The following is a 23,885-nucleotide window of genomic DNA, read 5'->3' as shown; positions in this document are numbered from 1 at the left end:
CTCCTAGGCGTGTTGCGGAAACCAAAGTCCGGGCTGACCGTCGATGCGATCTACAAACTCATCACCCAAACCGATGTAATAGACTTGTGGCGCCGTACCTTGCTCGGGCTTGAGCACTTTTATGTCTTGACCATGTGCTTGTAATAATTGGCTAATTTGGCTGTTTGGATCTTTCATATCACCAATTACTCGCGCGCCACCCACGCAAGACTCCACACAGGCGGGCAGCAAGCCAACTTCTAGGCGATGCACGCAAAATGTGCATTTGTCGGCGGTTTGAGTGTCATGGTTAATAAAGCGCGCATCATAGGGGCAGGCTTGCACGCAATAGGCGCAACCCACGCATTGTTCATTATCGACCACCACAATGCCGTCGGCTCTTTGATAGGTGGCTTGAGTAGGGCACACCGGCACACAAGGCGGATTAGCACAGTGATTACATAAGCGGGGTAGCATGACATGACTCACTTGCTCGAGCTCGGCCACTTGCACTTCATATTGTTGTACTGTGGTGCGAAATTGACCGATAGGCGGCAGGTTTTCCAAGCTACAACTCACGGTGCAGGCTTGGCAGCCGATGCATTTACGTAAGTCGATAATCATGCCGTAGCGTTTATTGCTGTCACCGTCGGCGTTCACGGGTGCGGCGTGCAATTCAGTGATGGGGATCAAGCTGGCGCCCGCGGTGAGCCCAGTCAAATTTCTAAGAAATTGTCGTTTACTGACGTCCATAAATGACTCCTCACAAGTAATGAGTGCTATTGTCTCCAACCTCTCTCTATGACCTCTATTGTGGTTTACCACATAAGGCACTTTGACTTGATCTGGAACAGGCTTTTATGTGGGTTTTTGGCTGGGTTAACTCTTTTTTTACTGAGTAGTCCCGCAGTTTCCCAGTCGTATCAGGTGGGAATATTAGCGCCACGTGGTGAAAGTCACTCCCAAGCTGAGTGGGCGCCGACCTTAACACTGCTTAATCGTCGTTTTAGTGAACATGAATTTATTGCTCATTATTTAACGCAAACCCAACTTGATGCAGCCCTTGAGCTGCAACAACTTGATTTTGTGGTGACTAATCCCATGCACTTTATGCTGAGTCATGGTCAGCAACTAAATTGGTTGGTGTCATATTTAGATAGTCATTATGGGCAAGCGAGGGCCAGCGTGGCAGGCACCTTATGGGTTCGCGGTGACAGTGATATTATTGAACCTGAGCAGCTCTCTTCCTATCCGGTGGCGGCAGTGCATGAACGCGCCTTTGGTGGCTATTTAATGGTGGCGGATCAGTTGCGCAGGCGGGGCATTTTTCCTGAAAATTTAGATATTGAGTTTCATGATTATCCGCTAGATAGCTTGGTCTATGCGCTAGAAAAAAGGAGTGTGGCGGCGGTGATGTTGCCCAGTTGCGTGCTTGAAGACATGGCCGGTGAAGGCTTAATTAACCTCGCCGACTTTAGCGCGTTAATGGTGCAATCTCACTCACCTTGTATGCGCTCTACCCCTTTATATCCGGGTTGGAGTTTTGCCAGTGTTGGTGATCTTGATGAGTCTTTACTCAGGTCAATTACGCAAACGCTGTTAAATTTTGAAGTAGATAATCGTCCACAGTGGGGCGCGCCAGTGCGCTTAGATGAAGTGGCCCAACTATTAATGGACTGGCAACTGGCCCCACGGGCCAGTCCCATGGCCCACTGGCAGCTATTAAGCGGCTTTATAGAGCAGCATTGGCCTTGGCTAAGTGGTTTTATGTTGCTACTGCTGGGGCACTTATTGTATCACTCGCGGGTGGCGGTTTTATTGCGCCGGCGTACTAAAGAGTGTGAGCAATTGCATAGTCAAGTTCAGCAAAAAGAACAAGCGCTGGCTCATGCTCGCCAACGGGTGTTAATGGGAGAAATGGCCACCGGCCTTGCTCATGAGCTCAATCAGCCATTGTCTGCAATTCAAGCCTATGCCCAAGCAGGAGAGCTGATTGAAGATGCCGCGCAGCGTAGCACCGCTTTTAGTCAAATTGTGGCAGAAACCGAGCGGGGGGCCGCTATTATTCGCCGCTTTCGCCGCTGGGCCACCGAAGCACTGCCCAGCGCTGAGCCGATAGACTTAAGTGTGCTTTGCCAAGAGCTAGTCACGCGATTAGCTCCTCGCGCTAGTGCTCAAGGGGTAGTGATCAAGGTGCAAGGTCTGGGCGCAACTGCTTCGACCCTATTTTCGGTGCGCCTAGCCATTGAGCAAATATTAAATAATTTATTAAATAATGCACTAGAGGCACATGCTAGGCAATTAGCCATCAATAATAGTCATCAAGGTTGGATTAAGCTGGAGCTAAGTCAGTGTGAGAAGGCGTGGCAGATCGCTATTAGCGATAATGCCGGAGGCATAGATGCGGCTATTATTGAGACCTTACAACATAATATGCCCGCCAGTCATTATCATGGCCTGGGCATTGGGTTATTGGTGAGCCATCGTTTGGTGCTGCGCCTACAGGCTAAGATGCGTATTAATAATATCCCACATGGAACTCAAGTGTGTGTGTCGTTTAGTGAGTCGGCTTCATTTGGGTAATAAGTGGCTGAGTTAGGGAGGGAGCATGCAAGTATATGTGGTGGATGATGGCAGTCAAGTGGTGGCTGCCAATCAGTTTTTATTACAAGCACTGGGGTATAACACGCGAGCGTGGCAGGATCCGGTGCAATTTTTAGCTGAAATAGATGAGCAGCAAGTGGCCATTTTATTACTTGATTTAGCCATGCCTGTGCTTGATGGCTTACAAGTACAAGCTGAGTTGAGCGCGCGCCACTGCCCAGTGGCCGTGATTTTACTGACCGGCCACGGTGATGTAGCACAAGCCGTGGCGGCCATGAAGCAAGGTGCGGTAGATTTTTTAGAAAAGCCGGTCGTGGCAGCGCGCTTAACGCACGCCTTAGCGCTGGCAAAGGTGCGTGCCAAGCAGCTGGAGCAGCAAGTCAGCCTTAGGCGACAATTTAATCTTCTTTCTAGTCGTGAGCGAGAAATAGTGGGCTTAGTGGCACAGGGCTTAACCAATAAAGGCATTGCTGAGCAATTATGTGTGGCGGTGCGCACCGTGGAAGTTCACCGCGCAGCGGCGATGAATAAATTAGCCGTTACTAGCATGGCGGAGCTGCTTAATCAGTGGCAGCAATTACAGGATGACTCGCCCTAATACTACTAACTAAATTTATTACTTAAGTTACGCCAAGCGCTAACTTAGCGAGGGCAGAGTGAGCTCGCCACGCAAGTTTTCTCCCATTTGGCGGCGTACTTGCTGAGGCGTTAAGTTTTTACTCAATAAATAATGAAGCTTAGTGAGCGCAGCTTCGGTGGTCATATCAAAACCTGAAATAACGCCAGCAGCGGCTAAGGCGCGTCCGGGGGCATAATCTGCCATATTGACACTACCGCGTTGGCATTGAGTAAGATTAACAATAATAACGCCGCGCTCAGTAGCTTGGGCTAACAGAGCCAGCATGTCAGCACGTTGCGGCGCATTACCTACGCCGTAAGAGAGTAATAACAATGCTTTTACGGGCGGTTGTAATTGGTTAGCCAAAACCTGTGCACTAATGCCGGGATATAAGGTCACCATGGTAATAGGTTGGGGAGTAATGTGACTGACGCGCAAACTTGAGCGGTGATTTTGGCCAAGTTGACCCGCTTGTAAGCTAATGTTAATTCCTGCATCGAGTAAGGGAGGAAAATTGGGTGAGTCGAACGCGTCAAAGCCGTCGGCATGCTCTTTGCTGCACCGATTGCCTCGATATAAGCGGTGATTAAAAAACAAGCCCACTTCATGGATGGGAAAGTGAGCGGCAATATATAGGGCATTTAATAAATTTGGCCGTCCGTCTGATCTAAGCTCGGCTAAAGGAATTTGTGAGCCGGTGACTATCACCGGCTTATCTAAGTCTTCCAGCATAAACGACAAGGCTGAGGCGGTAAATGCCAGCGTATCTGTGCCATGTAATACCACAAAGCCATCATAGTCGTGATAATGGGCTTGAATATCATTGGCAATAATTTGCCAATGATTTGGCGCCATATCAGCAGAGTCAATCAGCGGCTGATATTCATGCAGCTCATATTCGGGCATGCTGGGGTCATGAAACTCGGTCATCGCAGCTAAGCATTGGGGTAGAAAACCCCGAGCGGGCACATAGCCCTGAGCCGAGTGCTGCATGCCGATAGTGCCACCGGTATAAGCGATATAGATCCTCTTCTTCGCCAATGGGAGCCTCTCTTTTTTAAATGTCACTAAAAGCCTTGGCAGGGCACACACAGCACATACTGGCCGCGCACATCATCAAGCTGACTTAAATGACTCACCTGTTGTTGCAGTTGGTGAGCCGCGGGGCGCAATGCCTGGGGCAAGACGCCCAGCCAGGCCTCATTACTAAGCGCATTTTCGCCCATCAATTGCGAAAACAGTTTTTCTTTAGCCGATTGTGGCAGCTTAATGGGCTTAACATCGAATTCTGCTAAGTTGGCAAGCTCTGCTGCCCCTATTAAGGCGCTATCAAGGTTGCCCAACTCATCGACTAGGCCAAGCTCTAACGCCATTTGCCCCGTCCATACATGACCCTGTGCTACGCGCTCTACCGCGGCGGGGCTCATATTACGACCCTTCGCCACTATGCTGACAAATTGATTATAAGTATGCTCCACACTCATTTGGATCATTTGCTGCATATGCTTAGGTAAACCTGTGGTTAAGCCGGCGCCAACAAAGTCGGTCGTTCCTACCCCATCGGTATTAAGGCCTAGCTTGTGTAAGGCTTCTTCAAAGGTTAAAAATAAGCCAAACACGCCGATTGAGCCGGTTAAGGTAGTGGGCGCGGCATAAATTTTATCGGCATCGGCAGCTATCCAATAACCACCGGAAGCGGCGGTGCTACCCATAGAAATAACTAACGGTTTACCACTGCTTTTAAATGCTAATAGCGCCTGTCTAATTTGTTCTGCAGCAAAAGCACTGCCGCCGGGGCTATCAACGCGCAGTACCAGCGCGTGAATGCGCTCGTCTTGGCGAGCTTCATGAACTAGCTGACTTAATTGCTTATCATTAATGCTATTGGGCGTGGCGCTATCGCCGGACATAATAGCGCCACTGGCGGTAATGATGCCCACTGCTGGTATCGACTCTGGCGCGCCTTTCATCCGCGCTTGGTTATGGGCTAAGTAATGAGTTACTTCTAGGCTTGAATACTGATGGTCTTGCTTATTCCAACCCACTTGCTCGCCAACTAACGCCTGCATCTCGCTGCGGGTCGCCAGTTTATCTACTAAGCCTTGCTCAAGCGCATATTGCGCTAAATCCCCCTTTGCTTTAGCAAAGCGACTGAGCATTTGTTCTTTAGAGGGACTGATGTGATCACTTGGAATATGGCGCAAGCGAGTCACTTGGTCTTGATAGTGCTGCCATAACTGACCCAGCCAAAGCTGAGTATCTTCTTGGCTTTCTTGAGACATGTCATCGCGAATATAGGGCTCAACAAACGACTTATAGCTGCCAACTCTAAATACATGGGGCGTAATATTAAAGCGCTCAAATGCCGACTTATAATATAAACGATACACACCTAGCCCCTCAATGGTGACGCCACCTGCAGGATTAAGTAAGATTTTATCGGCATGAGCGGCTAAGTAATATTGGCTTTGCGTATAATTATCGCCCAGTGCATACACCGGCTTACCTGAGGCTTTAAATGCCTCAATAGCGTCGCCTACTTCATCAAGCTTAGTCATGCTTGACTCAGACATATCTTGTAATTGCAGTACTAAGGCGCCCACGCGCTCGTCGGTTTTTGCAAGCTCCAGTGCATCTTTAATTTGTTTTAAAGTCAGCGGTGGCGGCGTGTTATCGCCAGATAACCATCTCTGTGCCATGCGCTTTGGGCTGGCAGAGCCTTCTTTTTCTAATATGGAGCCTGAAATGGCCAGCGTTAACGCGCCGTGATCCGGTAACACTAGTGTTTCCTCGCTACTCAATAACATGACGACCACAGTCAGTAATAGGAGCAGTAACAAGGTTGAGATAATGAGTCGAATGGCTTTGATAACGCGAACCAATGCGCGAAAGAACCATTTAATTGCAGACCACATAAAAAATGCCTTAACCATCTGAGTTATCTTATGAAACTATTATGACGGCTCGTCTAACACATTACTATGTGCATTATTTTCTTAAGCAAATTTTATATTAAGCAAATAATGGCGTGGGCTTATCTAGCCTTGTTAATGCAATGTAAACAAATGTTTGAAAGTGCTAAAGGGATGCACTAGCCTCAAGGGGTTGATTAATGGCTAAGGCTGCGCGTTATGACTCACTATCCGCATTTGTTTACTCCTTTGGATTTAGGATTTACCCAGCTAAAAAATCGGCTGATCATGGGCTCGATGCACACCGGACTTGAAGAAGAGCGTGGCGGCTTTCATAAACTGGCGGCTTTTTATGGCGAGCGTGCAAAAGGGGGGGTGGGCTTAATTATTACAGGCGGCATAGCGCCTAATTTTCGAGGTCGCTTGCAGCCAAGAGCCAGCCAGCTTAGTTATGCGTGGCAACTAAAACGCCATCAACTCCTTACCCAAGCCGCGCATGAGGGCGGCGCTAAAATTGCGCTACAAATTTTGCATGCAGGGCGCTATGGCTTTCATCCTTTAGTGGTGGCGCCCAGTGCACTCGCCTGCGCTATTACTCCATTTGCGCCCAGCGCCATGTCTCAGCGCCAAATTAAGCGTTGTATTAATGACTTTGCTCACACTGCCTGGTTGTCGCAACAGGCCGGTTACGATGGCGTGGAGATCATGGGCTCAGAGGGCTATTTAATTAATCAATTTATATGTGCTAGGACGAATCAGCGCCAAGATGACTGGGGAGGCGATGCGCACCGGCGCCAGCGTTTTGCTGTGGAGATAGTCAGGGCGGTGCGCGCTAAGGTGGGTGAGCATTTTATTATTATTTTTCGCTTATCCATGTTGGACTTAGTGGAGTTGGGTTCAACCTTGAGTGAGGTGATTGAGCTGGCTCAAGCGTTAGAAGACGCCGGCGTGACTATGATTAATACCGGTATTGGTTGGCATGAGGCTCGCGTACCCACCATTGCTACCAGTGTGCCAAGAGCGGCGTTTACTTGGGTGACAGCCCGGGTAAAACAAAGTTTAACCGTGCCGGTTGTGGCAACAAATCGCATTAATACCCCCGAGATTGCCGAGCATATTTTAGCCACTAAACAAGCGGATCTGGTGTGTATGGCGCGTCCCTTTTTAGCCGATGCACACTTTGTCAATAAAGCAGCAAGCGGGCAAAGTGAGCGTATTAATACTTGTATTGCTTGTAACCAAGCGTGCTTGGATCAGGTGTTTGCTCAAAAACGTGCCAGCTGCTTAGTTAATCCCAGAGCCTGCTATGAGACTGAGCTTATAATAACGCCTGCGCTAGCACCTAAAAAATTAGCCGTAGTGGGCGCAGGGATGGCGGGGCTAAGCTTTGCTTGCCACGCGGCCGAGCGTGGTCATAACGTCACTTTATTTGAAGCGACGGATAAAATTGGTGGTCAATTTAATTTAGCAAAACACATTCCGGGTAAAGCAGAATTTGCCCAAACGCTGCGCTATTTTAGTCATCATTTAGTCGATACAGGGGTGACGCTGTGCTTAAACACCCTAGCAGAGCTAGACGCGCTGAGCGGCTTTGATGAAGTGATATTAGCCAGTGGTATTACGCCTCGTACCATTACCCTTGAGGGCCACGCTCACTCTAAAGTGGCTACCTATATCGAGGTCTTGACGGGCCAAGTTAAAGTAGGGGAAAAGGTCGCCATTATCGGTGCGGGTGGCATTGGTTTTGATGTCGCCCAGTGGTTGGTGATGGAGGAAGAGCAAACGCTTGAGCAATGGCAGGCACAGTGGGGCATAGATAGTCAGTATCGCCACGCCGGTGGCTTAACTGAGCCCCGTCTTGCGAGGCCCAAGCGCCAAGTGTGGTTATTACAACGTAAAGAGGGCAAACCCGGTAAACGCCTTGGCAAAACCACCGGCTGGATCCATAGAGCCAGCTTGCGCCAACACCAAGTAAAGATGTGGGCGGGAGTGACGTACCATAAGGTAGATGATGCGGGATTGCATGTAGAGTACCAAGGCCAAAAGCTGTGTTTGGCGGTGGATAATGTGATTATTTGTGCCGGACAAATACCCAATCGCGCGCTATTAGCCCCGTTGCAAGCCAAGGGCATGAGCACGCACTTGATCGGGGGTGCCGATGTGGCAACAGAGCTGGATGCTAAGCGCGCTATTGCTCAAGGGCTGGCGCTAGCGTTAAAAATTTAATCACTCTTGCTTAAAAAACAGCACACAGCGCTAAGCGCTGCCATTGATACTTTAGTCTTGAGGGCGGGGCTGCTATGGTATTGCCTCTCAGCTTGTTGCTTAAATTTTTAAAGGTGTAATACATGGACGCTTTGCAACTATTATTGAATCGCCATTCTAATCCGCGCTTAAACGAACCTGCCCCTGCGGGTGAGCAATTAGAGACCATTTTTAAAGCGGGATTGCGCGCGCCGGATCACGCCGGTTTAACGCCGTGGGAATTTATTGTTTTTGAAGGTGAACAGCGCCAGTTACTCGGTGATATTTTAGCCAATGCTACTGCGGCTAAAGGTAATGACGCCGAAGCGATTGAAGGCGCTCGTAAAGCGCCACTGCGCGCACCTATGGTGATCACTGTGGTCGCTAAAGTGACAGAGCACGATAAAGTGCCGCGCTTAGAGCAAGAATTGTCGGCAGGCTGTGCACTGCTATCCATGCAAATGGCGGCGCAAGCGTTAGGCTTTAATGGCATTTGGCGTACCGGCTGGTTTGCCTTTGATCGTGGGGTACATAGCGAGCTAGGGTTAAAAGAACAAGACCAGATTGTGGGCTTCTTATATTTAGGCACGCCGCAAAAAGACCTACGCAAAGTCACTGAGCATGAAATAGCGCCTTTTGTTCGCTACTTTGGCCAGTAATAGCGCAATTGCTAACGTAAAAATAAAAGCGAACAGAAATAAAAAAAGACACCTAAGGTGTCTTTTTTAATGCTTTGAAGCTCAGCCTTTAGGCGGCGCTAGTTTTAGCTCGCGTTTATCCCAAAAGATAAAGGCGCCAGCGCCTAAACTGCCAAACATGACGCCTAATATGCTACTGGCTAAAATATCGACCGGCCAATGTAAACCCAGTAACAGTCGGGAATAACACACTCCCACCGCCCATACACTGAGACCGGCAATAAGCCATTTAGAACGCTGGCGATAAGCTAAGAGTAAACAATAAAAGCTAGCGATAGTCATGGCGGCAATGGAATGGCCAGAGGGGAAAGAGTAACTGACCTCATCTTGCCAGTGTAATTTTAACCAGTTAGGTACTTCGTCTTCTGAATAATCACTGACGCTATTAGCAATCCATTGTTCACGAGTTTTGGGTAACTGCGCATAAAAGCTATTACTGTCAGTCAGACGACCTTCCTCGGCTAACCACACTATATAAGGACGAGGTTCTTTAAAGAATTGCTTAGCCACGGATTTCGTTACAAAAGCGCTACCCAGTGCGCCCATTAAACAAAAGAAAAATACAATATATTGACCGCGACGCCGGCGCCACTTAAATAAGGTCAATACGCTCAGTAGTGATAAAATAATAGCGATGCCTATTTCATCTATGGTCAGCGTTAGGCTATAGGCAAACATTGCGGGTATTTCATCTAAGTCGAGCAAAGGAAACCACTGCCATTGCCATTGATAGCCAAGGCTGGCAACGGCCACCGGTAACACCAGTAATAACGGTAATATATAAAAAATACGGGAGTTCATAAGGGCGTTAACTATAAAATTGGCGAAAAAGAATAGCGCGATATTAACAAATAGCGCCACTATTGATAGCTGAAATTTATTTCATTAGCCGCTAACATACCTGGGCCTTCAGGAGGAAAATATGAAAATACTCGCCGACGAAAATATGCCCTACGTTCATGATTTATTTGGTGATTGGGCTGAGATTGTGACTTGCCCCGGTCGAGAGATGACTCCTGAGCAGTTGATTGATATCGATGTATTACTGGTGCGCTCTATTACCCGCGTGGACGCCGCTTTACTTGCTAAAGCTAATCGCTTGCGCTTTGTAGGTACCGCCACCATTGGCTGTGATCACATAGACACCTCGTTATTAACCGAGCGTGGCATTGCTTTTTCCAGGGCGCCCGGCTGTAACAAGGTGGGGGTAGGGGATTACGTATTAGCCGCATTATTAAAGGTAGGCGAACACAAACAGTGGTCACTGGCTGATAAAACCATTGCGGTAGTGGGGGTGGGTAATACCGGCTTACAAGTGGTGGCGCGCGCCCAAGCATTAGGCATGCGAGTGTGGCGTTGTGACCCTTTTAAAGCACAGCGCGACCCGACAGCTTTTGTCGAGTTAGCCCAAGCCTTAACGGCGGATATTGTGAGCTTTCATGTACCTATCACGACTCAAGGCCCTTACCCCACCTGGCATTTATTAGATAAAGCGGCCATTGACTGCTTACACCCTGAGCAAGTATTAATTAACGCTTGTCGGGGAGAGGTGTGGGATAATAAGGCTTTATTAGCACGCCAGCAGCGCGGTGCGCCGCTGACCTTAGTGATGGATGTATGGGAAAATGAACCACAGGTGCTGGCACCGCTTGTGCCCTACACCTTAATAGCAACGCCGCATATTGCCGGTTATAGCTTAGAAGGTAAGGCCAGAGGAACTTATGCTCTTTATGAAGCGCTCGCCTCTCATTATCAGCTGGAGCTAAAACATAGCTTAGCGCAGTTATTACCACGGGCGGACTTTACTCAAGTGACGGTTAATACTGCGCTGACGCAGTCGTGTATCGCCCGTTTAGTGGGCTTGGTTTATGACATTGAAAAAGACGATGCTCGCTTTAGAGCCGCGTTGACTGCGCCTGATTTTTTTGATCGCCTGCGCAAGCATTACCCTGAACGGCGAGAGTTGGCTTCGTTGCAATTAATTGGCGCATCAATCGATGACACAGCGCAGACTTTAGGTTTTAAAATATAAACATTACTCGCCAATAGCGTAAGATTGCCTCTATTGATGGTAAGTGACTTAACTTCGGTTCCTATTGGCACCGTTTTTTCTACACTCTTTATTTATACGTCGGCCATTGCCGCGCTTAAGCTGCCACTTTTGGCTTAGCGTCAGCACAAAGGACACAAAAACTCGATGAAACGACTCAAACCCTATCTTGGTGTGGGCATTGCGGCTTGGGTAGCCAGCGCGTCTTTGGTCATGGCTCAAGAAGATTTTTATATTGAGCTTAGGGGCCCAGAAGGCCAGTCTAGCGCGCAAACTCGCCAAGCGCCCGCTGCTCGCCCAGTACAGCAAGTGGCTCCTGCTCAAGCAAGCCGACCTATTCAACAAATTGGCAGTGCGCAAACCACCAGTGGACGTTATGGGCCTATTCGTAGTACCGACACCTTATGGACCATAGCGGAAAAATATACCCGTTCCCCGGTGACAGTACAGCAAACCATGGTGGCCTTATATCATCTTAATCCGCGCTCTTTTGTACGCGGTAATATTAATAACCTTCAGCGCGGTGCTTATTTACGTTTGCCTACCGAAAGCCAAGCTCGCCAGCGCTCAGCAGGGGAGGCACAAGCGGAATTTGGCCGCTTAACTCGCCAAGGTAATCGCCGTGTTACCCAGGCTGCAACCGCGCCTAAGCCGGTGCTAGCAGCCACCTCACAACCAAAAACTGGGGTGACTGCTCCTAAACCGGCCGCTGCGACGCCTGCAGCACCTAAAGCATCTACTAAAGCTGCGCCCAACGTGGCGCAACCACCGAAAAATGAGCCAGCGGTGGCCAGTAATGGGCTGAGTGAGCCAAAAGCTGCGGCTAAGCCTACTGTTACGCCAGCGCCTAGCGCGGTGACTGAGTCTGAGAGTGTCGAGCCGGCGAGTCCTGCGACAACGCCGCAAAGTGTCGAAGAGGCCCAGCTTACTCGCTTACAATTACAGCTAATGGATGAGCTGCGTGAGCAAGTGTCTATGTCTAATGAGCAGCTGGCTAATTTATCCGATAACAATCAAGCGTTGCGCCAGCACTTAGCGCAATTAACAGCCGAGGTGGCAGCACTTAAAGCCAGTGCTGAGACTCCTACAGCGCCAGAAGCAGAGCCTGAGGAGGAGGGCTGGTTTAAAGAGCTACTGAATAACCCGCTTAACCTGGCATTGTTATTAATATTACCGGCATTATTGTTGTTAGCGTTATTTACGCTGTGGTGGCGTAATCGCGAGAAGCGTGACTTAGTTGAGCAAGAACAAGCCTTAGCTGAAACCAGCATTTTAATGGAAGAAGATAAGGACGAGTTTTCTGACTTATTTAGCTCAGAGCCAGAAGAAACACTGCTTAATGAACAAGAAGAAACGATTGAGCCAGCACCTATTGCTGAGCAAAATATTGATGAAGATGCCTTTGCGCGCTTCTTAGAAGAGCAACAGCAACTGGAAGAAGTAGAAGCTGAACAACAAGTACCTGCGCCCCCTGCTGAGCCAGAAGTTGAGCCAGAAGCTGAGCCAAATGAAGGCCCCCTAGAAGATACTTTATTTGATGATGAAGCCTCATTCACAAGCTCTGATGATGCACTAAGTAATGAAGAGCTTGATGATCTGTTTAGCATGACCGCCACTCAAGACGATATTGGCTTAACTGCTGATGAACAGGCGTTGTCAGAAGAAGATACCGCGTCTGAGGCCAGTGTTGAGGACGCTTTTGCTGAACAAGACTTGTTTGCTGTAGACCCCCAAGCCAGCGACGCTGACAGCGAGGAGTTAGCAAGTGATTGGCTAAATGGTCCCTTATCGCCTGAGCAATTAGCGGCGGCGGGCTTAAGTGAAGTGGCACCCAGCGAGTCTGAGCTTAAGACACCGGTGACGGCCGCGCAAACTGAACAAGCCAGTGATGAGGCCGATACGCCGCCTGCGCGCTTAATGGATGACTGGCCAGAGCCCGTCGCCGAGGCTGAGCCTGAAGACACTGTTGAGCCCTATGTCTCAGTAGATGAGTTAATGGCTGATGCAGAACGCGGCGAGGGACCTGAGCCTGACTTGGAGCGGTCTTTAAATCTAGAGCTTGATGACTATGCCAATGTCATGGGGCAAGGGCAAAATGTAGATATCGATATTGATGAGGGCGGCGTAAGTAGTCAATTAGACTTAGCGCGTGCTTATCTGGAAATTGATGATGCCGACAGTGCCCGTGACTTGCTTAACCAAGCGCTAGAGCGAGGTAACGCCGAACAGCAGCGCGATGCGAAGAAGCTTTTACAACGCTTAGATAAGCGCGCTTAACCTCCACCGGCCCACCTCTGTGGGCCGGTTGTTCAATTTATTTATTTTAAGAGTATAATTGCCCTCTTTTTAATCCCTTGGAAGTGATTTATGCGCATTGCTCTTGGCATCGAGTATGACGGAAGCCAGTATTGTGGCTGGCAACGACAGCGAGAAGTGCCCAGTGTGCAAGCTGAAGTAGAAAAAGCCCTTTCAAAAATTGCCGATCATCCGGTCATGGTTCAATGTGCGGGTCGTACCGACACCGGTGTCCACGGTCTTGGGCAGGTGGTGCATTTTGATACCGACGCCGATCGTAAAGCCAGTGCTTGGACGTTAGGCATGAATGCTAATTTACCGCCAGATATTGCCGTGCGCTGGGTAAAGCCGATGAATGATGATTTTCATGCGCGCTTTAGTGCCATTGCTCGTCGCTATCGTTATATTATTTATAACCATAATATGCGCCCCGCTATTTTACACAGTGGGGTGAGTCATTATGTAGGGCAGCTAGACGCTGAGCGTATGCATGCGGCGGGGCAGTGCTTGTTAGGTGAGCATGACTTTACGTCTTTTAGAGCCTTGCAATGCCAGTCACACAGCCCAGTGCGCACTATTTTACATTTAAATGTGCAACGCTATGGAGATTATGTGGTGCTAGATATTAAGGCCAATGCTTTTGTCCATCATATGGTGCGCAATATCGCCGGCACCTTAATTAAAGTGGGCTTGGGTGAAGCACCGCTGCAATGGGTGCAAGAGGTGTTAGCGGTTCGCGATCGTCGCTTAGCTGGACACACGGCAAAAGCGGGGGGCTTATATATGGTGGCCGTCGATTATCCTGAAACTTTTGCGCTGCCCAAGCCTGCAGTCGGCCCCCTATGGCTACCGGAGGCGCTGCGCTAAGCAGATAGATGATGAAAAAGAGCTTAATGTGCTTAACTAAGTCGCAACTCGGCTTTTATTATCCACGGGATAACAGATTTACTACGCTTTTTATCAACCTTTAGGCTGAGATATGGTTTAATGCCGCCATTAATGGCGGCGCTTGCTGACTAATACCTAACAGCAACCTCCAGCCTGTAGATTAATGATGCAATTACGCTAAGGATTTCCATGAGTTGGCTAGATAAAATTCTTCCTAAGAATAAAAACATCGGTGTACGTCGTCAAAACATCCCAGAAGGGGTATGGAGTAAGTGCTCCAGCTGTGAGCAGGTCTTATATCGTGCCGAGCTCGACCGTCATTTAGAAGTGTGCCCAAAGTGTGATCACCATATGCGCATTGGCGCGCGCTTGCGCTTAGATAAATTTTTAGATACTGAAAATCGTGTGGAGCTGGGCGAAGAGTTTGAGCCACAAGATGTATTGAAATTTAAAGACTCCAAGCGCTATAAAGACCGAATTAGTGCGGCTCAAAAATCCAGTAATGAAAAAGATGCCCTGGTTGCCATGACCGGTACCTTAAAGGGGATTCCCGTCGCCGTGTGCGCCTTTGAGTTCTCATTTATGGGTGGCTCTATGGCGTCAGTGGTGGGGGCGCGCTTTATTGCCGCAGTAAATGCTTGTATTGAAGAGCGTCGCGCACTGATCTGTTTTTCTGCCTCAGGTGGTGCTCGCATGCAAGAAGCCTTGTTTTCTTTGATGCAAATGGCTAAAACCAGTGCCGCCCTTAATCGCTTATCACAAGCAGGCTTGCCTTATATCTCGGTATTAACTGACCCCACCATGGGCGGTGTGTCTGCCAGTCTTGCCATGTTAGGTGATATTAATGTGGCTGAGCCAAAGGCATTAATCGGCTTTGCTGGCCCGCGCGTTATTGAGCAAACGGTGCGTGAAAAGCTCCCTGAGGGCTTTCAGCGCAGCGAGTTTTTGTTAGAGCATGGTGCTATTGATATGATCATTGATCGCCGTGAAATGCGCGATAAAGTTGCCGGAGTAGTTGGCAAACTGATGAACGTCGAGCCCAGCGAGCCATCCCCTGTGGATCATGAGCAGGTTGGTGCATAATGAGCCCACAGCCGGCCACTCATACCCGCAGCTTAGCTGATTGGCTATTGGTGTTAGACGAGCTCAATGTGGCGCACATTGAGCTTGGGTTAGCCCGCATGCAAGTGGTGGCAAGTCGCTTAGGTTTGTTAAGTTTGCCAAGCCATGTCATCACAGTGGGGGGGACTAATGGTAAAGGCACCACCTGCGCCTTGATAGAGGCGATGTTAAGTGCCGGTGGTATCAGTGTCGGCGTGTACTCCTCTCCGCATCTAGTGGATTATCGCGAGCGCGTGCGAATTAATGGTGATAGCCCCAGTACGACTCAATTTTGTGCCGCCTTTGCAGCAGTAGCAGCGGCGCGAGTGAGTGCAGACGGAGCGCCCACTGCGTTAACCTATTTTGAATTCACTACTTTAGCTGCGTTATGGCTGTTTCGTGAAGCCGCTCCCCAAGTAGTGTTATTAGAAGTAGGGCTAGGAGGGCGCTTAGATGCCACCAATGTCGTGGCCTCAGATCAAACCGTGGTTACTACAGTTTCGCTCGATCACACCGACTGGTTAGGCGAGGAACGTGAGAGTGTGGGCTTTGAAAAAGCGGGTATTTTTAAAGCGAAAAAGCCCGCCGTGTGCGGTGACGCCATCCCACCGCGCTCCTTAGTTGCTCATGCAGCCAGTATGAATACGCCCTTATATTGCAATGGGCGTGATTATCACTGGCAAGTGAAGGGCGCTAGCTGGTCTTTTAATGGTCTCGGCTTAGAGCTAAGGGATTTGCCGCTACCTCTGTTGCCGGTAATGAATGCTGCCACCGCGCTAGCAACCCTCGCCTTGTCACCTTTTAACCTAAATGAACAGGTTATCCATCAAGGCTTGCGAGCAGCGCAATTAACAGGGCGTTTGCAACAGCTTAGCCCGCAATTATGGCTAGATGTGGCACATAACCCTGAGTCGGCGCAATACTTGGCCAGTCAAATACCCCGTCTGCGCCAAGGTGGCCGATTATTGGCGGTGGTGGGCATGCTTAAAGATAAAGACATTGAGCATACTTTAAGTGCGCTTAGTGAGCTGTTTGATAGTTGGTATTTAGCAAGCTTACCAGGCCCTCGAGGTGCGAGTGCTGCTGAGCTTGCCCAGTGGCAAAGCGGAGCATGCTTTGACTCAGTTATCGATGCACTTGCTGGTGCCGAGCACGCAGCCCAGGCCGACGATGTTATTGTTGTTTTTGGTTCTTTTTTTACCGTGGCCGATGTACTCGCAGCCCGGTCTGTAATAACTCACCCCACATTTTAGCCCAAGCGGCGTGCACTAAAGGAGCGAGCATTGGCTACACAATTTCAGCAGCGATTAATTGGTACCGTGATCTTGGTAGCCATAGGCGTGATATTTTTACCCGACTTGCTTAGTGGTAAAAAGCAGCTCGTGCCTGATGAAGCGGTCACGATTCCGCTGCGCCCTGAATTAGCCGCGCCTTTACCCGCGATTACTCCGCCGCCGCGCCCCGGCACTGAGGCCGCAGGGCGTGCTGCAGAAGCCGCAGCTCAAGTGGCAGCAGCAACTGAACAGCTTGCGGCTCAGCAAGCAGCCGAGCCAGCTCAACCTACAGCAAAGCCCGAAGCTAAACCTGAGGTGTGGACGATTGAACAAACTCAAGAAGCCGCACCGGTTGCACCTAAGCCTGCCCCCGCTGCGTCCCAAGAAAAGCCTCAACCTGCGCCTAAGGCCATGGAGCAAACCACAACCCAACCTAAATTAAGTGCCGGCCAAGTTCAGCAAATTGAACCTAAAGCGGCGCCCAAAACGAGTGAGCCTAAGCCAGCGGCGGCGACGCAAGGTCAGTTTATCGTGCAGTTAGGTGCGTTTAAGAATGCGGCAAACGTGAATGCCTTAGTACAAAAACTAAAAGCGGCCGGCTATAACGCCCAAACCACGCCAAGCCCTGCGCGAGAGGGCGAGATTAATCGGGTGTGGATTGGGCCAGATAGTAAAGCGCGCTTAGAGCAACAATTACCCGCACTCCAACGCTTAACTGGCTTAAGTGGTAGTGTGAGAGCTAAGTAATAGCGTTAAGCTCACTGTGCTAAATTAAAAAACATAATAACCCGAGCCTGTTTGCAGGCTCGGGTTATTTATTAGCGTGAGCGTTAAGTTATATTTTTCTAGCTGCAGGTATTTGCTGAGTGATGCAATGAATATTGCCACCCCCCAATAAAATTTCCCGTGCTGGTAGGCCGATTATCTCGAGCTCTGGAAAAATTTCTTCTAGTAGCTGATGGGCATTGTTATCGGTTTTGGCATCTAATAGCGGATAAATAAGCCGATTATTGGTGATTAAAAAATTTACATACGAGCCCGCCATACGCTCCCCGGCTATTCGCGGCTGAGCGGTGCTGGCTTGTACGCCGCTCGCTTCTTCATCGGTGATGGTTAAGGGGCCAGGCTGGGGGAGTTTCCAAATTTTTAATGCTCGACCCTTAGCATCGCGCGCTTGACTTAATACCTGATACGCGGCCTGAGAGCGGTCATATTGGGGGTCTGCTTGATCGTCACACCAGTGCAAGATAACTTCACCAGGGCGGGCAAAGCAGGCCATATTATCAATATGGCCGTCGGTTTCATCCAGATAGACACCCTTAGGTAGCCAAATAAAATGACTGACTCCCAGCTGAGTACTGAGCTCTTGCTCAATCTCGGCTTGGCTCCAGTTAGGATTACGATTGGAGTTTAATAAGCATTCTTTAGTGGTTAATAAGGTGCCCTCGCCATCAACATGAATAGCGCCGCCTTCTAAAATCAAAGGCGAGTCTCGCTTTGGGATAGCATGCTGGGCTAGCATAGCGCCGGCGACCGCTTGGTCTTGGCTCCAAGACTCATATAAGCCGCCTTGTGTGCCGCCCCATGCATTAAATACCCAATTAATACCTACACGCTCACCTTCAGCATTAAGTACGACAGTAGGGCCAGTATCGCGCGCCCACGCATCATCACTTTCAATCGCCACCAGTGTTATATCACTTGGCATAATGGCGCGCGCCTTATACATATGCTCTGCGGGCACGGCCATATAGACAGGCGTGACCTTAGCAATAAGGCGCGCTAATTCACTAAAGGTCGTTTGTGCCGGTGCGCCCTTATTTCGCCAATTATCAGGTCGATAGGGCCAAATCATCCACACCGCCGCTTGGGGCGCCCATTCGCCTGGCATCATTAGGGAGCTCATTAGTGGCCACCTTGGCGCTGACCATCAGAAGTTTGCAACATGGGGTACATGGCGGGGCGGCGATCGCGAAATAATCCCCAGCTAGCACGGATTTTTGCTATTTCTGCCAAGTCAAAGCTTTGTACGATAACGCCTTCGCTGGTTTTATCGGCCTGCTGGACTAATGCGCCCAGTTCATCGGTAATAAAAGAAGAGCCATAAAACGTGGTGTGCAAGCCATCGATAAACTTACTGTGCTCAGTACCAATTCGATTTGAAGCAATCACTGGGATCACGTTGGCTGCAGCATGACCTTGCTGAGTGCGCGTCCAATGGGGCTGGCTATCAATACTCGCATCTTGTGGCTCGCTGCCAATGGCGGTAGGGAAGAAGAGTAACTCGGCACCCATCAAGCTTAAGCTGCGAGCGGTTTCTGGAAACCATTGATCCCAGCAAATGGCCACGCCAATTTTTGCATATCGCGTTTGCCACACCTTAAAGCCGGTATCACCTGGGGTGAAAAATTGTTTTTCTTGATAACCTGGGCCATTAGGAATATGGGTTTTACGGTATAGGTCCAGCACGCTGCCATCGGCATCAATGACCACTAACGAGTTATAAAAGGCATTGCCCGCACGCTCAAAAAAACTGAGCGGCAATACTACCGCCAGCTCTTTAGCGAGCGCTTGAAAGTGCTGAATTAAGGGGCTGTTATCGACTTCTTGTGCGAGAGCAAAGTGCTCGGGGCTTTGGTCGATACAAAAATAGGGGGCGGCAAAGAGCTCTTGGATCAAAATAATCTGTGCGCCTTGTTGGGCGGCGTCACGAACTAATTGCTCGGCGCGGCGAATATTGTCTTCTAAATTCCAGCTGCACGCCATTTGGCTAGCAGCGACCGTAACTGTAGTCATAACATTCCTCAAGATAGGGGCTGACTCTTTAATGTAGAGCAAAGGAAATGACAGCGCATAAAAAACAGAGAGCAGCCTTCAGTCTGCTTCAAAGAGCATAGGCAATAGTGTGCCTTGCTCAACTCTTAGCCGCAATGGCTAAAAGTCGCTGTAAAAAAGCCGCTCTTTTTTAAAAGTAGCGGCTGTTATTTAGGTAAAGGAGCTAGCTAGAGCACCATGGCGGCTATCCAACCAAAGATAATCAAGGGGATATTATAATGGATAAAAGTCGGTACCACAGAGTCCCAAATATGGTCGTGTTGACCGTCGGCGTTTAACCCCGACGTTGGGCCCAGCGTTGAGTCTGAAGCAGGTGAGCCTGCATCACCCAATGCACCAGCTGTACCTATAATAGCCAGCGCGGCTATCGGTGAAAAACCAAGCGCTAGACACAAGGGCGCATAAATAGGCGCAATAATAGGAATGGTAGAAAAAGAAGAGCCAATCCCCATTGTAATCAACAAGCCCACCACCAGCATCATTAAGGCAGCTAATGCCTTGTTGTCGCCCATAGTCAGCTCTACGGCGGCCACTAAGCTGGTGATGCCATCGGTTTCTTTGATCACACTAGCAAAGCCTGCTGCAGCAATCATAATAAAACCAATTAACGACATCATTTTTACCCCTTGGGTAAAAGCATCTTGGCTTTCTTTATATTTGATCACACCGCCTAGGGTAAAAATCACAAAGCCGACCATGGCTCCTAAAATAATGGAGTTACTATAAAGCTGTAAGCTCAGCGCGGCGATAATAGCCACCAACGCCACCATTAAGTGCGCAACATTTATCTGAATATGCTCAGGCTCCACGGCCATAATTTTGCTTTCATCATACAAGCGAGGCTTGCGATAGCTAAAAAATAGCGCCACCAATAGGCCGAGAAACATACCAAATACCGGAATGCCCATGGCAGTAGGCAACATAGACTTGGTTACTTCTACGCCGTTTTCTAACATATTAGCTAATAGCACTGTATGCAAAAAGATGCCGCCAAAGCCCACGGGTAACATCATATAGGTGGCTGTTAAGCCAAAAGTTAATACGCAAGCCACAGCACGACGGTCTAGCTTAAGTTTGGCCATCACATGGAGCAGAGGCGGAATTAAGATAGGAATAAAGGCAATGTGTACCGGCACCAAATTCTGCGAGGCTACCGCAGCCAATAAGAGGGTGCTGAGCAACAGCGCTTTAATCCACAGCATACGCCCAGCACTGGCGTCTTGGCCAAGCGCTTTAATAATCTTAAAAGCTAAAAGGTCAGTAATGCCCGAGCGAGCAATGGCCACGGCAAACGCGCCTAACATAGCGTAACTTAAGGCAATGGTGGCACCGCCTCCTAAGCCTTGTGCAAAAACATTTGCCGCTTCGGTGAGTGATAAGCCGCCCACCATTCCCCCGACCATGGCACTCAAAGAGATGGCAATGACGACGTTAATGCGCATTAAGCTCAGCACCAGCATTAAGCCGACGGCGATAACTACCGGATTCATTGGGTTTCCTTAGAATTTTTAAAAAAATAAATTAATTGCGCTTAGTGTGCGAATTTCACGCTAAAAGTCGAGGTGTTTCGTTATTTTATTGGGCAAGATGCGCAGAAAACACTAATTTTTACGATTAACGCCCGCTTTTATACATTTGTTGTATGAATTTTATGCAAACGAACGACAATTCGATATTCTTAAGGCGTTGCCTCTTGGGTTTTAAGGTGAGCGCCCCTATATAGGTAATGAACGACGAGATTTGCGGCACTTGCTGCCCCAAGTCCAAATGTAAATCCACCAAGGAGATAGACATGAGCGTATTGGTTGGCCGTCAGGCCCCTGACTTTACCGCTGCAGCAGTATTGGGTAATGGCGAGATCGTTGAAAACTTCAACCTCAAAGAGTTCACTAAAGGCAAAGCTGCGGTATTGTTTTTCTACCCGCTAGACTTCACCTTCGTGTGCCCTTCAGAGCTAATTGCCTTTGATGATCGTTTTGAAGAGTTTCAAAAGCGCGGCGTTGAAGTGATCGGCGTGTCCATCGACTCTCAGTTTAGCCATAACGCATGGCGTAACACCAGTGTTGAAAATGGCGGTATTGGCCAAGTTAAATACCCACTGGTTGCCGACGTTAAGCACGAAATTTGTAAAGCATACGATGTTGAGCACCCAGAAGCCGGCGTGGCTTTCCGTGGTTCTTTCTTGATCGATAATAACGGTCAAGTTCGCCACCAAGTGGTTAACGATCTGCCACTGGGCCGTAACATTGATGAAATGTTACGTATGGTTGATGCGCTGCAGTTCCACGAAGAGCACGGCGAAGTGTGCCCTGCACAGTGGGAGAAAGGAAAACAAGGTATGCAAGCCTCTACTGAAGGTGTGGCTGCCTACTTAAGCCAGCACTCTGCTGACTTAAAGCGTTAATCAGCGCTTAATCTAATTATTAACAATGCCGACAATTTATTGTCGGCATTTTTTTATTCATTAATTAACCGCTTAAGCCAATGCCGGCGCGCGCAGTAAAGATAACAGCGATTGTGCATGGCGACAGGCTTCACGTCCTAAATCAGTTAAATACCCCCCATCTTGTAAGGTAATTAAGCCTTTGTCATATAAAGATTGAGCCGCGCTAACTAAGCCTGGCTCGGCATCTTTGTGCACCTTAATGCCTTGTTGAGTGGTGTCTAAATCAAATTTAAGTAATAAGTTGAGCTCATGTAACGATGACGTCTCATAGCGCATTAGGCATCCCTTAATGAAATAATGACAATAGTGTTACGTTAGCCTGTTATGGCCACTTTGGTTGCGTTATAGCTCACAATCAGCGCTGAGATTTTATAAGTCTTGTGACTTGCATCACAGGCTAGAGAGGTTGATCATAGATGGCATTTAAATCATCGCAAGGAACCTGCTGCCATGAGCGCGATTAATATGTCGGACGCCAAATTCTTTATTAGTGATAAACAGATATTAAGTATTGCTAATTTAAAGATAGAACAAGGGCAGTGTTGGAGCTTTGTGGGCGCAAATGGCAGCGGTAAAACTGCCTTGGCGCGTGCCCTTGCGGGTGAGCTAACTCTGATGCAAGGTACAGCAGAAAACAGCTTTAAGTCGATTGAATGGGTCTCTTTTGAGCAGCTGCAAGCGTTAGCAGATCGTGAGCGTGAGCAAGATGAGAGTGATTTTCTTGATTATCAAGATACGGGGCGCAGCGCCCGAGAGCTCATATTAGAGTTAGGCGCCAGTGATGGCGAGCTAAGCGAATTAGCCCATCGTTTTGGCATTCGCGCTTTATTGGATCGCAGCTTTCAAGTGTTATCTACCGGCGAAACCCGCAAAGTATTGTTATGTCGCGCCTTATTACAAAAACCTGAGTTATTAGTGTTAGATGAGCCCTTTGACGGCCTAGATGTCGATGCTCATGCCAGCTTAATGACGTTGTTAGCGCAGCTGGTAGCCAGCGGCCTAACCTTAGTACTGATTATTAATCGTTTAGAAGAGTTACCCGATTTTAGTGATCAACTCGGATTACTGACTGAGTGTGAGCTTAGTGTGACGGGGCCAAGAGCTGAGGTGGCGGCTTCGGCTGAGCTTAGTCAACTGCGCCATTTAGCTAATATGGAAGCAGCTGCACAGCGTTTGCCAGCGGCGGATCCCGATGCTAAGACGCGCAAACTCGATAAAGAAACCCCGCGTATCATAATGCGCAATATGTTAATCAACTACGGTGATAAACAAGTATTAGCGGGCTTAAACTGGCAAGTTGATCCCGGCGAGCATTGGCAGGTAATGGGGCCCAATGGTGCGGGGAAGTCCACACTATTAAGTTTAGTGACCGGCGATCATCCGCAAGGTTACAGTAATGACTTAACCTTATTTGGCCGGCGCCGAGGCAGTGGTGAAAGTATTTGGGAAATCAAACAATATATTGGTTATGTCAGTACCAGCATGCAACAAGATTATAGAGTGACTACCACCCCGAAAGCGGTGATTTTGTCGGGCTTTTTTGACTCTATCGGAGTTTACCAACAGCCGGGAGACACTCAGCTTAAGTTAGCACAAGAGTGGTTGGAGTTATTAGGCATGAGCCAGTTAGCTAATGAGCCATTTCATCAGTTATCCTACGGCCAGCAACGCTTATTATTGATTGCTCGCGCCATGGTTAAGCACCCACCGTTGCTAATTTTGGATGAGCCACTTCAAGGCTTAGATAGTTTTAACCGTCATTGGGTGAAACGTTGGATTGACTTGTTGGTCGGCGAAGGGGACACCCAATTATTATTTGTGTCTCACCACCAACAAGATGCGCCCAGCTGTATTACGCATCGCTTGCGCTTTGTCGCCCAAGACGAGGGTTTTGGCTTTGTAGTAGGCAAAATTTAGCACTTCCTACCTCTAGCTAAAAT

The 23,885-nt window shown here is 48.9% G+C and carries 20 protein-coding genes; 12 read left to right on the top strand and 8 right to left on the bottom strand.

What is annotated here, in order from left to right:
- Positions 1 to 3: 3 nt before the first annotated feature.
- Positions 4 to 732 carry a tetrathionate reductase subunit TtrB gene (gene ttrB, locus CBP12_RS04215; protein ID WP_086963263.1) on the bottom strand — a complete coding sequence of 243 codons (729 nt, stop codon included), beginning with the start codon at positions 730 to 732 and terminating at the stop codon, positions 4 to 6.
- Positions 733 to 849: 117 nt separating this feature from the next.
- On the opposite strand from ttrB, the gene CBP12_RS04210 reads away from it, so the two are divergent.
- Both CBP12_RS04210 and CBP12_RS04205 read left to right on the top strand, forming a co-directional pair.
- Positions 850 to 2,562, top strand: a complete 1,713-nt coding sequence (locus tag CBP12_RS04210) for a PhnD/SsuA/transferrin family substrate-binding protein (RefSeq protein WP_198341856.1) — start codon at positions 850 to 852, stop codon at positions 2,560 to 2,562.
- Between the two features lie 25 nt (positions 2,563 to 2,587).
- Positions 2,588 to 3,181, top strand: a complete 594-nt coding sequence (locus CBP12_RS04205; protein ID WP_086963259.1) for a response regulator transcription factor — start codon at positions 2,588 to 2,590, stop codon at positions 3,179 to 3,181.
- 39 nt (positions 3,182 to 3,220) lie between these two features.
- Here CBP12_RS04205 and ansA read toward each other — a convergent pair whose 3' ends face one another.
- Positions 3,221 to 4,243 carry an asparaginase gene (gene ansA / locus CBP12_RS04200; protein ID WP_086963256.1) on the bottom strand — a complete coding sequence of 341 codons (1,023 nt, stop codon included), beginning with the start codon at positions 4,241 to 4,243 and terminating at the stop codon, positions 3,221 to 3,223.
- 26 nt (positions 4,244 to 4,269) lie between these two features.
- A complete protein-coding gene (gene sppA, locus CBP12_RS04195; protein ID WP_086963254.1) occupies positions 4,270 to 6,117 on the bottom strand; it encodes a signal peptide peptidase SppA in 1,848 nt (615 codons plus the stop codon).
- A 216-nt stretch (positions 6,118 to 6,333) separates the two neighbouring features.
- On the opposite strand from sppA, the gene CBP12_RS04190 reads away from it, so the two are divergent.
- Entirely contained in the window at positions 6,334 to 8,340 is a 2,007-nt protein-coding gene (locus CBP12_RS04190; protein WP_086963252.1) for an NADPH-dependent 2,4-dienoyl-CoA reductase, read from the top strand.
- A 122-nt stretch (positions 8,341 to 8,462) separates the two neighbouring features.
- Complete coding sequence (locus CBP12_RS04185; RefSeq protein WP_086963250.1) at positions 8,463 to 9,017, top strand: NAD(P)H nitroreductase; 555 nt, start codon at positions 8,463 to 8,465, stop codon at positions 9,015 to 9,017.
- 81 nt (positions 9,018 to 9,098) lie between these two features.
- Here CBP12_RS04185 and CBP12_RS04180 read toward each other — a convergent pair whose 3' ends face one another.
- On the bottom strand, positions 9,099 to 9,857 hold the full coding sequence (locus CBP12_RS04180; RefSeq protein ID WP_086965368.1) for a phosphatase PAP2 family protein: 759 nt from the start codon (positions 9,855 to 9,857) through the stop codon (positions 9,099 to 9,101).
- 121 nt (positions 9,858 to 9,978) lie between these two features.
- Between CBP12_RS04180 and CBP12_RS04175 the strand changes: the two genes are divergently transcribed.
- The 6 genes from CBP12_RS04175 (at position 9,979) to CBP12_RS04150 (ending at position 17,411) form a co-directional block, all read left to right on the top strand.
- Positions 9,979 to 11,088, top strand: a complete 1,110-nt coding sequence (locus tag CBP12_RS04175) for a 4-phosphoerythronate dehydrogenase (RefSeq protein ID WP_086963248.1) — start codon at positions 9,979 to 9,981, stop codon at positions 11,086 to 11,088.
- A 165-nt stretch (positions 11,089 to 11,253) separates the two neighbouring features.
- Positions 11,254 to 13,383 carry a FimV/HubP family polar landmark protein gene (locus CBP12_RS04170; protein WP_232455145.1) on the top strand — a complete coding sequence of 710 codons (2,130 nt, stop codon included), beginning with the start codon at positions 11,254 to 11,256 and terminating at the stop codon, positions 13,381 to 13,383.
- A gap of 90 nt (positions 13,384 to 13,473) precedes the next feature.
- Entirely contained in the window at positions 13,474 to 14,268 is a 795-nt protein-coding gene (truA, locus tag CBP12_RS04165; RefSeq protein WP_086963246.1) for a tRNA pseudouridine(38-40) synthase TruA, read from the top strand.
- Between the two features lie 210 nt (positions 14,269 to 14,478).
- Entirely contained in the window at positions 14,479 to 15,372 is an 894-nt protein-coding gene (gene accD / locus CBP12_RS04160; RefSeq protein WP_086963244.1) for an acetyl-CoA carboxylase, carboxyltransferase subunit beta, read from the top strand.
- Entirely contained in the window at positions 15,369 to 16,643 is a 1,275-nt protein-coding gene (gene folC / locus CBP12_RS04155) for a bifunctional tetrahydrofolate synthase/dihydrofolate synthase (RefSeq protein WP_408634969.1), read from the top strand. Before accD ends, folC begins: the two co-directional genes overlap by 4 nt.
- Positions 16,644 to 16,673: 30 nt before the next feature.
- Complete coding sequence (locus tag CBP12_RS04150; protein WP_086963240.1) at positions 16,674 to 17,411, top strand: SPOR domain-containing protein; 738 nt, start codon at positions 16,674 to 16,676, stop codon at positions 17,409 to 17,411.
- Between the two features lie 88 nt (positions 17,412 to 17,499).
- Here CBP12_RS04150 and aguA read toward each other — a convergent pair whose 3' ends face one another.
- From aguA to CBP12_RS04135, 3 genes are all read right to left on the bottom strand, one after another.
- Entirely contained in the window at positions 17,500 to 18,570 is a 1,071-nt protein-coding gene (gene aguA / locus CBP12_RS04145; RefSeq protein ID WP_086963238.1) for an agmatine deiminase, read from the bottom strand.
- Positions 18,570 to 19,460 (bottom strand): N-carbamoylputrescine amidase, encoded by an 891-nt coding sequence (gene aguB / locus CBP12_RS04140; RefSeq protein WP_086963236.1) that lies wholly within the window; start codon positions 19,458 to 19,460, stop codon positions 18,570 to 18,572. The genes aguA and aguB overlap by 1 nt, the downstream gene beginning before the upstream one ends.
- 206 nt (positions 19,461 to 19,666) lie before the next feature.
- Positions 19,667 to 20,989, bottom strand: a complete 1,323-nt coding sequence (locus CBP12_RS04135) for a Na+/H+ antiporter family protein (RefSeq protein WP_086963234.1) — start codon at positions 20,987 to 20,989, stop codon at positions 19,667 to 19,669.
- A 302-nt stretch (positions 20,990 to 21,291) separates the two neighbouring features.
- Between CBP12_RS04135 and CBP12_RS04130 the strand changes: the two genes are divergently transcribed.
- Positions 21,292 to 21,903: a peroxiredoxin gene (locus CBP12_RS04130; protein ID WP_086963232.1), complete on the top strand. Its 612-nt coding sequence runs from the start codon at positions 21,292 to 21,294 to the stop codon at positions 21,901 to 21,903.
- A gap of 72 nt (positions 21,904 to 21,975) precedes the next feature.
- On the opposite strand, the gene CBP12_RS04125 is transcribed toward CBP12_RS04130, so the two are convergent.
- Positions 21,976 to 22,221 carry a TIGR02647 family protein gene (locus tag CBP12_RS04125; RefSeq protein WP_086963230.1) on the bottom strand — a complete coding sequence of 82 codons (246 nt, stop codon included), beginning with the start codon at positions 22,219 to 22,221 and terminating at the stop codon, positions 21,976 to 21,978.
- Positions 22,222 to 22,395: 174 nt separating this feature from the next.
- Here CBP12_RS04125 and modF point away from each other — a divergent pair, with 174 nt between their 5' ends.
- Positions 22,396 to 23,862, top strand: coding sequence for a molybdate ABC transporter ATP-binding protein ModF (gene modF / locus CBP12_RS04120; protein WP_086963228.1), 1,467 nt, complete (start codon positions 22,396 to 22,398; stop codon positions 23,860 to 23,862).
- Positions 23,863 to 23,885: the final 23 nt, after the last annotated feature.

Source organism: Oceanisphaera avium (assembly GCF_002157875.1).
Lineage (GTDB): Bacteria > Pseudomonadota > Gammaproteobacteria > Enterobacterales > Aeromonadaceae > Oceanimonas > Oceanimonas avium.
This window is presented reverse-complemented; position numbering and strand designations above follow the sequence as displayed.

Excerpts from the sequence above, each read along its gene's own strand:
- ttrB (WP_086963263.1), bottom strand. The coding sequence starts at position 732 with ATGGACGTCAGTAAACGACAATTTCTTAGAAATTTGACTGGGCTCACC.
- CBP12_RS04205 (WP_086963259.1), top strand. The coding sequence starts at position 2,588 with ATGCAAGTATATGTGGTGGATGATGGCAGTCAAGTGGTGGCTGCCAAT.
- sppA (WP_086963254.1), bottom strand. The coding sequence starts at position 6,117 with ATGTGGTCTGCAATTAAATGGTTCTTTCGCGCATTGGTTCGCGTTATC.
- CBP12_RS04190 (WP_086963252.1), top strand. The coding sequence starts at position 6,334 with ATGACTCACTATCCGCATTTGTTTACTCCTTTGGATTTAGGATTTACC.
- CBP12_RS04185 (WP_086963250.1), top strand. The coding sequence starts at position 8,463 with ATGGACGCTTTGCAACTATTATTGAATCGCCATTCTAATCCGCGCTTA.
- CBP12_RS04180 (WP_086965368.1), bottom strand. The coding sequence starts at position 9,857 with ATGAACTCCCGTATTTTTTATATATTACCGTTATTACTGGTGTTACCG.
- CBP12_RS04175 (WP_086963248.1), top strand. The coding sequence starts at position 9,979 with ATGAAAATACTCGCCGACGAAAATATGCCCTACGTTCATGATTTATTT.
- CBP12_RS04170 (WP_232455145.1), top strand. The coding sequence starts at position 11,254 with ATGAAACGACTCAAACCCTATCTTGGTGTGGGCATTGCGGCTTGGGTA.
- truA (WP_086963246.1), top strand. The coding sequence starts at position 13,474 with ATGCGCATTGCTCTTGGCATCGAGTATGACGGAAGCCAGTATTGTGGC.
- accD (WP_086963244.1), top strand. The coding sequence starts at position 14,479 with ATGAGTTGGCTAGATAAAATTCTTCCTAAGAATAAAAACATCGGTGTA.
- aguA (WP_086963238.1), bottom strand. The coding sequence starts at position 18,570 with ATGAGCTCCCTAATGATGCCAGGCGAATGGGCGCCCCAAGCGGCGGTG.
- aguB (WP_086963236.1), bottom strand. The coding sequence starts at position 19,460 with ATGACTACAGTTACGGTCGCTGCTAGCCAAATGGCGTGCAGCTGGAAT.
- CBP12_RS04135 (WP_086963234.1), bottom strand. The coding sequence starts at position 20,989 with ATGAATCCGGTAGTTATCGCCGTCGGCTTAATGCTGGTGCTGAGCTTA.
- CBP12_RS04130 (WP_086963232.1), top strand. The coding sequence starts at position 21,292 with ATGAGCGTATTGGTTGGCCGTCAGGCCCCTGACTTTACCGCTGCAGCA.
- CBP12_RS04125 (WP_086963230.1), bottom strand. The coding sequence starts at position 22,221 with ATGCGCTATGAGACGTCATCGTTACATGAGCTCAACTTATTACTTAAA.
- modF (WP_086963228.1), top strand. The coding sequence starts at position 22,396 with ATGAGCGCGATTAATATGTCGGACGCCAAATTCTTTATTAGTGATAAA.